Here is a 14,492-nt window from a genome sequence, read left to right as displayed (position 1 = left end):
TGCGAGAATAAGGGAGAAAGACTCAAATTTTAAGGGGTTAAACCGCCGGCAGCAGATTGGGATTCAGGCTGGCATTTACATGAACCACTTTGCCCTTGTAGTTAATGGGGGCGGAAGAGAATTGGTCCATATTCGGCAAATTCACAATCACCGATTCCCCTGCCGAGATGTCATACGCCTCTACATCCTCTGTGAGCATGCTTTTGACCAATTCATCTGTAAGCTTTGGAGAATCCCTGTTGCCTGTAAATGCCTTTAGCGAGAGCGTCACCGAATTCCCCGCATTGGTACGAGCTTTGGCGATGGTTTGTTCCGCCCCCTCTCTGACGGTAAAACCGACCATCGAAAGAACGATGATCACCGATAAGACAGCGACCATCAAAGCGGTGCGCCCATATAACCTGAAAAGGTTTTTCATTGATCTTGACAGTTGATTCAAATGGATCCCTCCCGAAAGATCAGCTCTGCGTTCTTTCAGGGGTCATTATATAAAACCGGCTATAAAGAGAATATAAAGAGCCGGTTACGCCGTCGCTTTAGGAAAAGAGAGGTAGAAGGTGGTTCCTTGCAGCTCACTGCTTTCCACCCACACGTCTCCGCCCGATAACCGCACGACATGATCTACAAAGGCTAGTCCAACTCCTTTTCCGCGTTCCCCTTTATCGGTGGTATAGTATGGTTTCCAGATATTTTGCCACTCCCTTTTGGGGATACCGGTCCCTTCATCTTGTACGGTGAGGATAACGGCGCCTGCCCGCTCCCTGAGGTGGACGGCAATCCGCTTCTTTGCCCCTGCATACTTGCGAGCGTTATCGAGCAGATTGCTAATGGCCCGGTACAGCCATACTTCATTCGATTCAACCGCAAACTCCCCATCTTCCAGCAAAAAATCAATGCTGGCTCCGATCGATTGGTATTCATCCACAGCGGAGGCGACTACCAGGGCAAGATCAACAAGACCGTTGTTCCCGGCAATCCGGTCCGCAGACAAAGTGAGCAAGTTGTCCACTGTCTGGACTAATTTGGCGCTATACTCCTTTACTTCAGCCAGCGCCCTTTTGGGATCATCTTCTCCGATTACCTCGATCTTGGCGTTGATGACGGCAAGCGAGTTGCGCAATTCATGGGAAGCATAAGCGTTAAACTCCTCGCGATTTTTGATGAGCTGCTGCTTGTTTTGGATCGCTTTTTCGTATTGGTCGATGAATGACTTAAGTTCGACATAAGCTGTGACAGGCTGCTTTTTCGTCTCCTGCTCGCCTCTTTCTGTGATATCCGTTATCGTCTGGATGACAGGTCTGAGGATATATCTGGACAAGTACAGGTTCAGGGCAAAAGATCCAACCGACATGACGAGAATGATAATGACGCCCTGAGTAATGAGCCTGATCTGCACCTCTGATTTCACTTGGGGATTGAGATTGAGAGCTGAGGAATGTATACTTCCCGGAATTAAATTGGCACCTGGCAAGCCTGAGTTCGTATCTGCAGATTGAGTGGAAATGACGGGAAGGATCGGGTTTCGTTCAATACTAGCATTAAGGGAAAAGTAGATAGACAGGAAGAGAACCACTCCAAATAGAAACAAAAAGATGCTATTAATAACGGCTGTTCGCAGCACTATTGATTTTGACTTCATTCGGTTGTCTCCTCTTTGGTATAGATGGTAAAGTAAGCGGGGAATCCCTTAATGACAAGTATACCATCCTTATCTTCCCCCTAATTGGGAACTGAAGGGTATTAGCGGCTGAAGATGAATAGCGGAAAACCAAAAAACTTAGCATTGCACGATGCCTTCGAAAAATATCTCGTAATCCTTCGTCAATGGTAAAAATGACATGACGATGGTTTACCTGTAACACCTCCTTCGCTCATGATTCGGCTCCATTCTTCGGTTTCACCGCAAGAGCACGTTGTACAAAATCGTCCTTTCCAACGGAACGGAACTCGTTTCGTTTTGTGGCACCCTTCACAAACGAGCAGCTTAAACCCTTTTTTGGGTCACCACAGTTCAAAAACTTCTAATGCCACTCCTGTACGACTATCTTCTTCTCACATGTGGAGTCAGTGGTAAGGCTTGAAACAATAGATAAGCTTAGTAAACCGTATGTAGAAGCATTCACGCCCCCTGTATTCTCCCTCCGCTGTTGTTGGGGGCTTTTTTATGGGGATTTACACCAAGCGGCAGCTTAAGAAACATTTTCGAAAAAAACAGCAGAATATATCAAAAATCCTCATGCAAAACCCGCTATATTGTCATTAGATTAGGCCAAAGGAGGATCATAACAATGGAACAGCAAGCACACCATATTCTTCTTGAGGGGAACAATTATGAGGCAGGCAGGGCTTTGGGGAGCATCTGCAGAAAAATTCCGGGACTTTCCGATTCTATGAGGGTCAAGGAGGCATTCCTCACGAAACAAGATGAAACGCAAATGTATAAACTTTTTGATGAATTCTGTCCCGGCATTAATGAAGAAATTGAAGGATTTGCCGATGAGTTGAAAATACCTGCCGAACAGGTACTGTATTATACGATGACTTATTTACGACCCAGTTGCAGTCAGATGGCAGTATTGCCGTCCAGAACGATAATTTCCACAGAATATTTGAGGCCGTATTAGGGGAAACAGCAGGCAATTACATACGGTCGAGACGCTTGAGCCGCGCCGCAAACGATTTATTGTATACCGACCAAAGGATTTTGGACATTGCGGTTCATTATCAATTTGATTCACAGGAAGCATTTAACCGTGCCTTCAAACGAGTTTATAAAGTGTCCCCTGGTGCATATCGAAAGAATAGAATAGATACAATCATCGGCAGTAAAAAGGAACTGACCGCAATCCATATAAAACACCTGTTCGAAAGCGTAACTATACAACCGTGTATACGGCAGCTTAATGAAGTTAAGCTTATCGGTATACGCGGAAAATCCACATTGCGTAAAAATAGGATTCCGGAAATGTGGAGAAACTTTCACTCACGCATTGAAGAGATAAAGAACCGTGTGAAAGGCGTTTGAGGGTATGGGGTATGCGAAGCAGATCCTGATTTTACTATAACCAAATTTCATGACGACACCCTATCCAGCCATTTTATCGGTGTCGAGGTGAACTCCTTCGATGAAGTACCGCAGGGAATGGTATCTAAAATTGTACTCGGCGGTAAATATGCGGTATTCACTCATAAAGGCAAGATCAATACCCTGCAGATGACCTATGATTATATTTGGGGCACATGGGTTTTGCGCTCAGGTTTTGAGTTAGACCGAAGGGATGATTTTGAATTTTATGATGAGCGTTTCTTAGGGCCGGACAACGAGTTTTCAGAGCTTGATATATATTCCAGTAAAATGACATCAGAGCTTAAGAGGTAGGACTACGGTTTCTGTGAACTTATTGCAAATGAAAAATTTGACGCACAAGATTACCACTAGTAAAAGACTTGAATCTGTTCGTTCAGGTCTTTTCTTGCTTCTATAGCTGTAGACTTAACAACTTGTCAAAGCGTTTGAAAAGTTCCTAAGGACACGGATTTCCTCACAGAGAATGTAATGGGAAGGTAGATCATGGAAATATTCAACAAGTTAACTAACGGCTGTAAAAGTATTTACATTTTTTGTATCGCTACTTACAGTTTATTATGTATTACAGTGTTCCTATTGCATTTTTTCCCGCAAAAAGTCATTATTTTTTGGGGCATATGTACAGTGCTCTCACCTATTTGTGCATATATTATGTGGTACGCGGGTGGGACCGGATTGTTCTCCAATACGGTGTTATCCCTCCCGGCGGCGGTGTAAATGTGATGTTTCCATCACTTTATTTGGTTGTCACCCAATTCTAACTCCTTTATCGTTATGCCATCTGCGGTTAGTCGATATAGTCTTAAAACAACTGGATTAATCTGAACCAATCCTTCACGCAAAAGGTCTTTGAGTACCTCTTGTACGTCGGATACATTCCCTGATGCTTTCGGAAGCTGATTAGCAAGCTGTATCGGTGTCTGCCATTCAGTGGTTAATGACAGCAACACAATTCGTTGTTTTGGAGTCAACTCCATACTTACTTCCTCCTTTTTTTGGTCATCATCAAAGAATCGGATGTTTACATGATACTACTTTGCAGGTAATGGCAGCAACGCTGGCCCTTCCCCTTTTCCCGAGATGGTAGACATAAGCGAACAAGAAGTATTGCGGCTTTGTCAGATCAGGTACTTGAAGTTGACAAACTAAGCCCGTATGAATATCGGACTCAGGTTGCCTAGAATGGCTTGGCTTTTTTATAACGTCTACTTAACAGGGGTCAAATCAAACGGTGTATGTGGAGAGTGTGACATTGATGGAATGAAGGGGCAAGCCTAAATAGGCTACGCCCCTTTTTTTAGTGGTTTTTGGAAGTTGTAACTGATTTCGACTAACTATCATCGTGAACACCAAACGGTTCATCATCTTATGAATCATACCCCGCAGGAATTCCTCTTTGATTACGTCCGGTCTATTACGGAGTAATGACTGCGCGTCCGCGAAGTTGCCCGTGATGAAGCTTGTCATACGCTGCTTTGATCTCGCTGAACGGGAATATTTCAACTTCGTTGCGGATTAAACCTTGCTCGGCAAGCTTAATCACTTCTTGTGTATCGGAAATGCTGCCGCCCTGGAAGTTGAAGACTTCCCCGTCCTGTGGAAGGTTTCCGAACCACGGTTTTTTGAATGTGCCGAATCCTGCGCCTACAAGTCCGTAGGAGCCTCCTTTGCGAACGGCGGCAACGCCTGCTTCGATCGTTGCATCAAACCCGGCAAAATCCAGAACGACGTCTGCTCCTCTCCCATTTGTCAGCTCAAGTATATCTTTCGTTGTGTTCTCGTTTACGCCGATCAGCGTTTCCTGTGCGCCCAGCTCGCGTGCGAAATCAAGACGGGCTTGGTTGGTATCGACGGCAATGACCCGCGCAGGGCTTAATACGCGTAAAAATTGAATGGCAAAGCTGCCCAAGCCGCCCGCGCCGATCACAACCGCCGTAGAACCCGGGACGAGCTTATGCCGTACGCGTCTTACAGCGTGATAAGCCGTTGTTCCCGCATCCGATAAAGGACCGGCTTCAACCGGATTTAATCTATTCAGCTTTATGACCAGGCGCGCGGAGTCCACCAATACATAGTCGGCCAGTCCGCCGTCCCTTCCATAGCCGCGGCCGTATGCGCCGAAGTCGCAATTATTATCTTCACCGCGAACGCAATATTCGCATACTCCGCAAGAATTGGGCGACATTAATACGACGGGATCTCCGACAGACAGCCCTTGAACGCCCTCCCCCAGTTCTTCGACCCATCCGCCGGTTTCATGTCCCAGCGTAAAAGGCATATGCCACCCCAAAGCTTCGCAATGCTCTTTAGGCAGCGAAGCCATTCCGATATCCGAATGACAAAGGCCATTGCCGGCCACTTTTACAAGAATTTGGCCCGGGCCTGCTTTTGGGATATCTACTTCAACAACTTGCGGGGGTTGTTCCCAATCGAGAAATCGATAAGCTTTCATTTTGTTGCTCATACAAATGACCTCCTTGTATAAGTGGGGATTTTTTGCGGTTTGTGCTCATAAATTTAGAACTTATCAATGTATATGTTAATATATTAGCGATACCTATCATGTACATTTACTTGTGATGTGTAGTTAATACTACATTTAAGTTGAATATTGTTGTGAAAAGTTGAGGTGATTCGCTTTGAGCAATCATCGTGAATATCCTGACATTCGAGTCGTTCGAACGAGATCAAAGCTTAGAGAAGCGTTAACCGATCTCCTGCAGAACTCTGCCTATGCAGCGGTGAACGTTACAGATATTGCTAGAACAGCAGGTGTCAACCGCATTACATTCTATAATCACTATTCTGCGAAGGATGAACTTATTTCAGAAATTCTCGACCTGCAGCTTGACTCGTATATTTCGCTCATTGACAGGTTCAATCCTTATAAACTGAGCGGAGGATTAACGGCTGAAATCGAACAGTTTATTCGGATCAATTTCGAGCATTTTGATCAATACGCAAAAGTCTACAAGATACTTTTATCTGGGGAGTTCCCGGATTACAGCAAGAGATTCATAGAGATGATGCAAGAAAGCATCCGCCATGTTTTGTCGAAAATGATGAGAAGCCCGGAATTGAACGATGAGGATTATATTTTTATGATCGAGTGGATGGTGGGAGGGACGATGTGGACGATTCGAAACTTCATCAATAACGATTCGAGACCCTCTGTGGAAACCATTTCGAAGCGAATGATTCAGAATATACCATTTAAGCTTCTAAAATGAATTTTCATTTGTCCCAAGATCCTCGCATTGATTTAATTGGAAAAAGGTCGGTACTCCAAACCCTTGGGGTTGACTTGAAGGAAATAGTAAAGAGGGGCGTGATTGCCCCTCTTATCTTGTTGATTTACATATATCTCAACGATTCTACGATTGACTTTAAAGCATTGATTGGAAGTTCTATCACGATTGTCCAGATAAGGAATCGAAAAGCCAGATTGAAAAGTTGCTTGCTCCCAACGCCTTCACCTTTGTTTGGTTTTCTCAAGACCTTAACATACAACAGGTAGGCTATCCCCAACATGAAAACGATTGGGACCATGGTGGAAATCCAGTATGAAGGGCTGGGTATTGCAAAAAGAAGTAAATGGTAAAGGAAAGTGCTTATTAACGAACCTAGGAGAATTGCGGCCTCTATTAATAAGAGCTTACGTGTACTCTGCTTTGGTGTGAAAACTGATTTACCGCTTGTGTACATAACCAACTTAACTATTCCTGCAATAAAAAGTGTAATTAGAATAATAAAAAACATGATACCAATAACCAAAGTGGACATACTACTTATCATCATCCCCTATTCTTATCTTTTCTAAGAGCTTATAGATTATGGATACTCTTTTATTATCGGGAAAAACATCTTCTTTTATTAGGCCTTTTGGACTATCCCTTCACTGCATGTAGACGAAAAAAGAGACTCATTGTTCTTCGCGGAAACCTGCGTTTCCAATGAAAACAATGAGTCTTCTTCTATTACATACTTAGGCGATCTGCCTTACTTCTTGTCCTGATCGCGGGAAAGCTCTTTTCGTACGATGGGAGCCACCCTGGTGCCGAGCAGTTCGATGGCGCGCAAAACTTCACGGTGCGGCAGCGTGCCGACATTGATGTGCAGGAAAAAGCGGGTCACGCCTAAATTTTTGTGCAGAAGCAGGATCTTCTCCGCGACAAACTCGGGATCGCCGACATACAGGGCGCCTCTCATGCTGCGTGCGGTATCATACGTTTGCCGGGTGTACGCCCCCCACCCCCGCTCACGAGCGAGAACGTTCATCTGCGCTTGCGTGGAAGGGAAGAAGATGTCGGCGGCTTGTTCCGTCGTTTCGCCGACAAATCCGTGCGAGTGCGTCGCGATCGGCAGCTTGTCCGGATCGTGCCCGGCCTGCGCGGCAGCCTGCTTGTACAGGGAGACCAAGGGAGCGAAGCTCTCCGGCATCCCGCCGATGATGGCGAACACGATCGGCAGTCCCAGCAAGCCAGCCCGAATCGTGGACTCCGGGGTGCCGCCGCTGGCGATCCATACCGGCAGCGGGTTTTGGACAGGCCGGGGATAGACGCCAAGGTTGTCGATGGCTGGACGGTGGCCGCCGCGCCACGTCACCTTCTCCGAGGCTCTGATGGCCAGCAGCAGTTCCAGCTTTTCATTGAACAGCTCGTTATAATGATCCAGGTCGTAGCCAAACAGCGGGAAGGATTCAATAAACGAACCACGGCCCGCCATGATTTCCGCCCGGCCATTGGAGATGCCGTCAAGCGTGGCGAAATCCTGAAACACACGAACCGGATCGTCCGAGGACAACACGCTTACGGCACTGGTAAGCCGGATCCTCTTGGTCATGGCGGCAGCTGCCGCCAGCACGACGGCGGGCGAACTGCTTGCGTAATCGACGCGATGGTGCTCCCCGACACCGTATACATCCAAACCGACCTGGTCAGCCAGGACGATTTCCTCAACTGCATGGCGCAGCCGTTCGGCATGGCTGATCACCTGCCCTGTCTCCGGATCGGGGGTCGTCTCCAAGAATGTGCTGATGCCGATTTCCATCTGCGTTGCCGGATCATTCATTTTCATTATCCTCCTTGATGGGCGTGTCTTACCTCAGCTGTATATCAAAAATGGCTGGGGGTAATGGGAATGATTATTTTTCTCCACTTACCTTAACCAGAATTTTTGCTTGCGATTTATCCGTCGTCAATGCTTCAAAACCTTTCGGAACAATCTCCTCCAATCCTATCTCGCTTGTCACGATTCCTTGCGGTTTCAATTGACCTGTACCCATCAGATCCACGGTTTGCTGGAACGTAGTCGGTGTGTAGGCAATGGATGATGTCATTTTTACACCTGTATTGGTAAGCTGGAGCGGGTTCCATTCGATGGGTCGGGCAAAGATAGAGACGATCACCATGGTTCCGCGTGCTTTGGTGGCGGCAATCGCCTGTTTGAATGTCGGAGCGACGCCGGCAACTTCAAACGATACATCGACCCCGTCCGGAACCACATCTCGAATGGCTTTCACAGGATCTTGTTCCCCGGAATTCACCACATGGGTTGCGCCGAGTTCTTTTGCTTTCGCCAGACGAGTCGGAGACAAATCCAGTACGATAATTTTGCTTGCACCGGCTGCTTTTGCCGCAATTGTAGTCAACAACCCGATGGGGCCTGCCCCAAAAATGGCCACCGTATTGCCAAATTGAAGCTGTCCTTCCTTCACAGCCTGAACGGCCACAGCGGTTGGTTCGACCAATGCGCCGTCCTGCAGCGTCAGTGATTCGGGAAGTGCGTACACGTTTGCTTCGGGAACATTCACGTATTTTGCAAAACCGCCATCACCGTGCAATCCGATAAAACTAAATCCGTCGTAAGCGTCCACGTCTTCCGGCTTGTTGCCATAGGTCAGGGTCGGATTTACGACGACTCTGTCACCTGGTTTGTACTTCGTTACCTTGGAGCCAACTTCTTCCACGACTCCGGCAAACTCATGGCCCATCGTAATCGGGGCAATCTCACCGGTTAATGCATCTGCTTTTTCAACAGGGACAAAAACAGGGCCTTCTTCGTATTCATGCAAGTCGCTTCCGCAAATCCCTGCCCATGCAACTCTGATTTTGACTTGTGTATCTTGCAAGGCCTTTGGTTCTACTTCTTCAATTCGGATATCCTTTTTCCCATGCCATACCGCAGCTTTCATGATGTCTCCTCCTTGTTGTAAAAAATATCTCGAATTCAAGATAAATAGTAGTTCATTGTCGAAAATATGTCAATGTCTTTATCCATGGTAAGCCCAATACGAAAAAACGCAAAAAAGTGCCCTTCCGCAGCTTGTACTGCATCAAGAAACACTTTCTTGTCCATGCATGCGGTTTTTTTCCTTACTGAGCGGTGTAACCGCCGTCCACCAGGAGGCTTGTCCCGGTGATAAAAGACGCATCTTCGCTAGCCAGGAACAGAACTGCCTTGGCAACCTCCTCCGGCTTGCCCAGGCGCCCCATGGGGTGCAGACTGATGAGATGCTCGTTCATCTCCTGATTGCGTCCGGCAATCAACGGGGTGTCGATGTATCCAGGGCACACCGCATTGACGCGGATGCCTTCTTTTGCATACGTAATACCCAAGGTTTGGGTCAACAGCTTCACGCCGCCTTTTGCAGAGGAGTACGCCGTTACGCCTGCTTTCCCCGCATGGCTGTGGATGGAACCGCAGTTGACGATGGCTCCGCCGCCGCCCTGTACGAGCATTTGCTCAATGACGTATTTGTCGCTGAGGAATACACCCGTCAGGTTGATGTCAATCGTGCGGCGCCAGTCCTCCATGCTCAGCTGATGGGCAGGAGCATCCTTGGCAATCCCGGCATTGGCAAACAGGATGTCCACCCTTCCGTATTTTTCCACCGTCGCTTTGACCATGTGTTTGACTTCTTCTTCGCTGGTTACGTCTGTTTTTACGAACAGGGCGTCAAATCCGTCTGCATTCAGCTTGTCTGACAGCTCTTGGCCTCGCGGAGAGAAGTCGGCGATCACGACTTTTGCCCCTTCCTTCGCGAACAAACGGGCTGTCGTTTCTCCGATCCCGCTCGCTCCCCCTGTTACGATCGCTACTTTTCCTGCAAATCTCATCGTATTCCCCTCCTCTGTGCTGTTGGTCCGGTCTTTGTCAACGGGCGGTTCCGCCGCCGTCGATCACAAATTCGGCGCCGGTTACATGGGACGACTCGTCTGAGGCGAGGAACAGAACCATATTCGCCACATCCTCTACCGTACCGAGACGTCCGGTAGGAACGTCTTGCGCCAGCTCCGCCTTGGAGTGCTTGGTCGCTTCGGCAGCGTAGGTGACCATCCCGGTTTCGATATATCCGGGGTGGATGGAGTTTACACGTACACCATTCGCCGCGTATTCGATCGCCGCGTCCTTGGTCATGATGCGGACGGCCCCTTTGCTCGCTCCATACAAGACGTGTCCCGGAGCTCCGATGAGTCCCGCGACGGAAGAAGCGTTGATCACCGATCCTGTTTGCTGTTTTGCCATCACCGGCATGACGTGCTTCATTCCCAGGAAAACGCCGGTCACATTGATCGACATCAAGCGATTCCATTCATCCAAGGTGATGTCCGCCAGCGGCTTGATGATATAAATACCTGCGTTGTTAAACAGAATATCTATCTTTTTGTATTGTTCCATGGCTTGTGATACGACCTGCTGCCATTGATCTTCCTTGCTCACATCATGGGCAATGGCGAGTGCAGATCCCCCAGCCTGCTTGATTTCCGCAGCTGTCTGGTTCGCACTGTCCAGATTGATATCGGTTACTACGACTTTGGCGCCTTCCTGTGAAAAACGAAGGGCGGTCTTCTTGCCGATCCCGGTACCGCCACCTGTGATAAGCGCTACTTTTCCTTCCAATCTAGCCATACGAAAACGCCTCCATTCATTTGGGTCTGCTGCAGCATTTTGTTCCCACATCTTGATTATAGGCTTCCTTTTGGTTAAATAATATGTAAAGATATTTACCTTTGGTTAAGCCAAACTTAAGGATGTGGAGATTTCGCAGATGAATCTGGAACAGCTCGAATCGATTGTTGAAATAGCGAAAACCGGTTCCCTGACAAAAGCTTCCCAAAACAGACATGTCACCCTATCCGCCATCAGCCAATCCCTCTCTTCCTTGGAGGCTGAACTGGGCATCCCTTTATTTACCCGGTCTCGAATGGGTGCGGTACCTACAGCCGAGGGACTCGGCATTATCCAGAAAGCCTTCGAAGTCCTCAGCAAGCTCCGGGAAATCCAGGAGGAAGCCCAAAGCTATGCGAATACGATGTCCGGCGATCTGCGGCTCGCGACCATACCGGGACCGATGAACCTGCTGGTGAACGCCGTCGCACGCTTTAAAAAAGATTATCCCCAAATTCGTCCGGAAATAGCAGAAAAAGGATCACAGGAAATTCTGGAAGACATTCGCCAGCATAAAATCGATATGGGCTTGCTGATCCTCCACGATGACCTTGTGAAAAAAAACGCGGGGCTTCTATTCGAGCGGATCCTGGAAGGAAAAATGGTACTGGGCGTCAGCAGGAATTCACCGCTCGCCCTGCAGAAGTCCCTTACCCCGGAGGAAATGGGACAGCAATCCTTTGTCCTGTACAACGACGAGTATGTGAAATGGTTCATGGACGATTTCGCGGCTGCCTACGGCCCGGTCGACGTCCTGTTCACGACCAACAATACGGATGCCATCCGCAGTGCTGTACGGGAAGAGATGGCCGTAACGATCGGGCTGGACTACTCGTTTAGCAACGAATCGTACTTGGCCACCCCCGACATGGTCACGCTGGAACTGAACGTCCCGCAACAGCCCGTTTACCTGGGGGCGGTCCGGTCGGAGGAGAAGCGTTTTTCCCGCCTGTTCACCAGCTTTGCGAACCGTCTGAAGTACGAAATCAAATCCATTCACGGGACGCCTCCGGGTTGACGGAAGCTCTATGCCAGCTTGGCCCCTAGCCGCTTTACTTTCTCCAGCCATTTTGTCCGCAGCTTCTCTGATAAAGCGTTGACCGAACTGATCTCAGTGACACGTACAGGCTTGATCCCGCAAAACTTCAATATGTTGCGCTTCATCACGAGATGCCCGGCTTGCCAGTAGATCAATCGGTTGTACCAGGACGGCGTATCCATGGTGACAAGCAGATGCGCCGTTTTGCCGGTTAAGAGCTTATCCCACAGGGGGGAATCCTTGCGATAGCGAAACGCGAAACCAGGCAAAAAGACGCGGTCGAAGAATCCCTTTAGAATGGCGGGCATCGTACCCCACCAGGTAGGATAGACAATGACAAGATGATCTGCCCAACTGATGAGTTCTTGCGCCTCTTTGAGTGCCTCTTCGAGCTCTGTTCTTTTCCGGTATCCGTACTTCAAATTGGGGTCGAATGAGATTTGACTTAAGTTAATGGTACGAATATCCGCTGATTTGCTTTTTGCTCCTTCTATATAGGCATGAGACAAGGCCGAGCAAAAGCTCTCCGGATCGGGATGTCCGATAATCACGAGAATCTTCAATATTCTTTCTCCTCCTTTTACGATCGGATTCATTCCGTCATTTGTGTATGATGGGTATCAGGACTGTATTGAGCATATCGTTATTTACGTAAGAGATACATGATCCAAGACGTATAAATCTTATTGTTTCACGCAAAAGGGAGGCTTGGCGTTGAATCATATCCAGGGGTTTGCTATTTCCATGGTTTACCCGATTATGAAGACGATCGTTCACAAAGGGCTAGATTTTGAACATTTTTGCCGCCAGGTTTCTTTCGACTCCACCAGGCTGCAGGATGTAGAGGCGCGCATTGACGGGGAGGAGCTTGAGCGCATCATGTACGAAGCAGCAAAGTACACACAAGATGATTACTTTGGCTTGCATCAGGGAGCGTTAACAGAGATCGCCGATCTGGGCATTCTCGGCTACGTCATGATGCACTCCGAAAAGATCGCCGACGCTCTGACAGCCTATCAGAGGTATAACGTGATTGTCTGCAGCGGGTATAATCTGAATTGGGAAGAGCAGGGAGACGATGTCATTCTGCGGTTTTATAATATAAACCAGGCACAGATGTCCCGGCAGTGTGTGGAAGATATGGTCAGCTCTGTGTATCACTTGATTGTCCGCATGAGCAATCGATCGATTCCGATCCATGAGCTTCAATTCTCACATACTGCTCCACCTGATCTCGGCCCTTACCTGTCAATCTTTGGGGTAGAACCCCGCTTTGGCGGGAAAGATAATGGGATTCGGATGAGCAGGGAAGTTTTGCAGTATCCGATCCTGTACTCAGATCCCAGGCTGCTTCGGGCTTTTGAACCGATTGCGGAAGAAATAAGAAATAAGCTGATCCGGGGTAGAGATTTTTCCGATCGGGTCTTTCAATGGATGATGGCGTGCATGCCTGCTTCTTTTCCAACCTTGCAGAAGACGGCAAAAGCGTTTCAGATGAGTGCGCGATCCCTGCAAGCGAAATTAAAGGAAGAAGATACTTCCTATCATGAATTAACCGCCAGTGTTCGCAAAGAAATGGCAATACGTTATTTGAATAGGCGGGAGTATTCCATCAGTCAGATTGCTTACTTGCTGCACTATTCGGAACCAAGCGCATTTCAAAATGCTTTTAAAAAATGGACGGGGGTAACGCCGGGGCACTATCGGTCCAACGCAAAGGAGAAGACGGCGTCCAGCCATGCTTAGCCATAGCGGCTTGAGGACGGGTAGGTCTGTATCTGCTCAAGGCAAATAGGAACCTTTCCGTCCTCACCATTCCTCATGTACCTATAAAATCAGAGAGGATTTGAGAATGAGTAAACCAGTTATGAACGTCGCTTTGGTGTGCGGCCCCACAGTGATATGGAGATACAAGCCATACGGGCCGCTCTTGAGTGCTTTGGTGCAAGAGTCTTTCTTTATTGGATTGGCCGGCCGAATGATTATCCCGATGGAAATGCGGCGCTCATGTTTATCTTGCGGCTNAACGTCGCTTTGGTGTGCGGCCCCACAGTGATATGGAGATACAAGCCATACGGGCCGCTCTTGAGTGCTTTGGTGCAAGAGTCTTTCTTTATTGGATTGGCCGGCCGAATGATTATCCCGATGGAAATGCGGCGCTCATGTTTATCTTGCGGCTATTCTATCATACCCACCGAGAGGACTCCCTCTTCAAGCGCCACAGGAAGCTAAGGGGGAGGTGAATCGGTGACATCTTGGACGTACTTTTGAAATCCAAGCTTTGCTAGTAGTTCGTGCAGGTTAGCAAAAAAACCTACCATTTTTGATCAAAATTTGGTAAAATAAAAAAGGAACATATGTTTGCTAGCAGGAGGTGAATTCATGTCCGATCATCACTACAAAACGTTTCAAATC

Annotated in this window: 14 protein-coding genes and 3 pseudogenes; 7 read left to right on the top strand and 10 right to left on the bottom strand. The window is 48.0% G+C overall.

Features of this window, described 5'->3' with window-relative positions; genetic code table 11:
* Positions 1 to 37: 37 nt before the first annotated feature.
* From ACI7RC_RS27070 to ACI7RC_RS27060, 3 genes and pseudogenes are all read right to left on the bottom strand, one after another.
* Positions 38 to 439 carry a hypothetical protein gene (locus ACI7RC_RS27070; protein WP_408111270.1) on the bottom strand — a complete coding sequence of 134 codons (402 nt, stop codon included), beginning with the start codon at positions 437 to 439 and terminating at the stop codon, positions 38 to 40.
* An 84-nt stretch (positions 440 to 523) separates the two neighbouring features.
* Complete coding sequence (locus tag ACI7RC_RS27065) at positions 524 to 1,396, bottom strand: sensor histidine kinase (protein ID WP_408111269.1); 873 nt, start codon at positions 1,394 to 1,396, stop codon at positions 524 to 526.
* Between the two features lie 382 nt (positions 1,397 to 1,778).
* A pseudogene (locus ACI7RC_RS27060) lies at positions 1,779 to 2,021 on the bottom strand (transposase zinc-binding domain-containing protein); the annotation flags it as partial.
* 267 nt (positions 2,022 to 2,288) lie between these two features.
* On the opposite strand from ACI7RC_RS27060, the gene ACI7RC_RS27055 reads away from it, so the two are divergent.
* The 3 genes and pseudogenes from ACI7RC_RS27055 to ACI7RC_RS27045 all read left to right on the top strand — a co-directional run.
* Positions 2,289 to 2,624: a hypothetical protein gene (locus ACI7RC_RS27055; protein WP_408111268.1), complete on the top strand. Its 336-nt coding sequence runs from the start codon at positions 2,289 to 2,291 to the stop codon at positions 2,622 to 2,624.
* Entirely contained in the window at positions 2,558 to 3,025 is a 468-nt protein-coding gene (locus tag ACI7RC_RS27050) for a helix-turn-helix domain-containing protein (RefSeq protein ID WP_408111267.1), read from the top strand. Before ACI7RC_RS27055 ends, ACI7RC_RS27050 begins: the two co-directional genes overlap by 67 nt.
* Before the next feature lie 15 nt (positions 3,026 to 3,040).
* Positions 3,041 to 3,379, top strand: a pseudogene (locus ACI7RC_RS27045) (GyrI-like domain-containing protein); the annotation flags it as partial.
* A gap of 440 nt (positions 3,380 to 3,819) precedes the next feature.
* On the opposite strand, the gene ACI7RC_RS27040 reads toward ACI7RC_RS27045, so the two are convergent.
* Entirely contained in the window at positions 3,820 to 4,065 is a 246-nt protein-coding gene (locus tag ACI7RC_RS27040) for a hypothetical protein (RefSeq protein ID WP_408111266.1), read from the bottom strand.
* A 437-nt stretch (positions 4,066 to 4,502) separates the two neighbouring features.
* Positions 4,503 to 5,552, bottom strand: coding sequence for an NAD(P)-dependent alcohol dehydrogenase (locus tag ACI7RC_RS27035; RefSeq protein WP_408111265.1), 1,050 nt, complete (start codon positions 5,550 to 5,552; stop codon positions 4,503 to 4,505).
* 175 nt (positions 5,553 to 5,727) lie between these two features.
* On the opposite strand from ACI7RC_RS27035, the gene ACI7RC_RS27030 reads away from it, so the two are divergent.
* Positions 5,728 to 6,318: a TetR/AcrR family transcriptional regulator gene (locus ACI7RC_RS27030; RefSeq protein WP_408111264.1), complete on the top strand. Its 591-nt coding sequence runs from the start codon at positions 5,728 to 5,730 to the stop codon at positions 6,316 to 6,318.
* Positions 6,319 to 7,087: 769 nt separating this feature from the next.
* Here the strand turns inward: ACI7RC_RS27030 and ACI7RC_RS27025 are convergent.
* The 4 genes from ACI7RC_RS27025 to ACI7RC_RS27010 form a co-directional block, all read right to left on the bottom strand.
* Positions 7,088 to 8,137, bottom strand: a complete 1,050-nt coding sequence (locus ACI7RC_RS27025) for an LLM class flavin-dependent oxidoreductase (protein WP_408111271.1) — start codon at positions 8,135 to 8,137, stop codon at positions 7,088 to 7,090.
* Between the two features lie 94 nt (positions 8,138 to 8,231).
* Positions 8,232 to 9,281 carry a 2,3-butanediol dehydrogenase gene (locus tag ACI7RC_RS27020; RefSeq protein ID WP_408111263.1) on the bottom strand — a complete coding sequence of 350 codons (1,050 nt, stop codon included), beginning with the start codon at positions 9,279 to 9,281 and terminating at the stop codon, positions 8,232 to 8,234.
* A 181-nt stretch (positions 9,282 to 9,462) separates the two neighbouring features.
* Positions 9,463 to 10,206, bottom strand: a complete 744-nt coding sequence (locus ACI7RC_RS27015) for an SDR family NAD(P)-dependent oxidoreductase (RefSeq protein WP_408111262.1) — start codon at positions 10,204 to 10,206, stop codon at positions 9,463 to 9,465.
* 37 nt (positions 10,207 to 10,243) lie between these two features.
* The gene (locus ACI7RC_RS27010) at positions 10,244 to 10,999 is read right to left on the bottom strand and encodes an SDR family NAD(P)-dependent oxidoreductase (RefSeq protein WP_408111261.1); all 756 of its coding nucleotides are present in this window, start codon (positions 10,997 to 10,999) and stop codon (positions 10,244 to 10,246) included.
* Between the two features lie 139 nt (positions 11,000 to 11,138).
* Between ACI7RC_RS27010 and ACI7RC_RS27005 the strand changes: the two genes are divergently transcribed.
* On the top strand, positions 11,139 to 12,056 hold the full coding sequence (locus tag ACI7RC_RS27005) for a LysR family transcriptional regulator (protein ID WP_408111260.1): 918 nt from the start codon (positions 11,139 to 11,141) through the stop codon (positions 12,054 to 12,056).
* Positions 12,057 to 12,064: 8 nt separating this feature from the next.
* On the opposite strand, the gene ACI7RC_RS27000 is transcribed toward ACI7RC_RS27005, so the two are convergent.
* Complete coding sequence (locus ACI7RC_RS27000) at positions 12,065 to 12,640, bottom strand: NAD(P)H-dependent oxidoreductase (RefSeq protein ID WP_408111259.1); 576 nt, start codon at positions 12,638 to 12,640, stop codon at positions 12,065 to 12,067.
* A 151-nt stretch (positions 12,641 to 12,791) separates the two neighbouring features.
* On the opposite strand from ACI7RC_RS27000, the gene ACI7RC_RS26995 reads away from it, so the two are divergent.
* Positions 12,792 to 13,823 (top strand): AraC family transcriptional regulator, encoded by a 1,032-nt coding sequence (locus ACI7RC_RS26995; RefSeq protein WP_408111258.1) that lies wholly within the window; start codon positions 12,792 to 12,794, stop codon positions 13,821 to 13,823.
* 106 nt (positions 13,824 to 13,929) lie between these two features.
* Positions 13,930 to 14,063, top strand: a pseudogene (locus tag ACI7RC_RS26990) (delta-aminolevulinic acid dehydratase); the annotation flags it as partial.
* Positions 14,064 to 14,492 lie beyond the last annotated feature (429 nt).

Origin of the sequence: Brevibacillus sp. B_LB10_24 (assembly GCF_046036945.1) — a bacterium.
GTDB lineage: Bacteria > Bacillota > Bacilli > Brevibacillales > Brevibacillaceae > Brevibacillus_C.
This window is presented reverse-complemented; position numbering and strand designations above follow the sequence as displayed.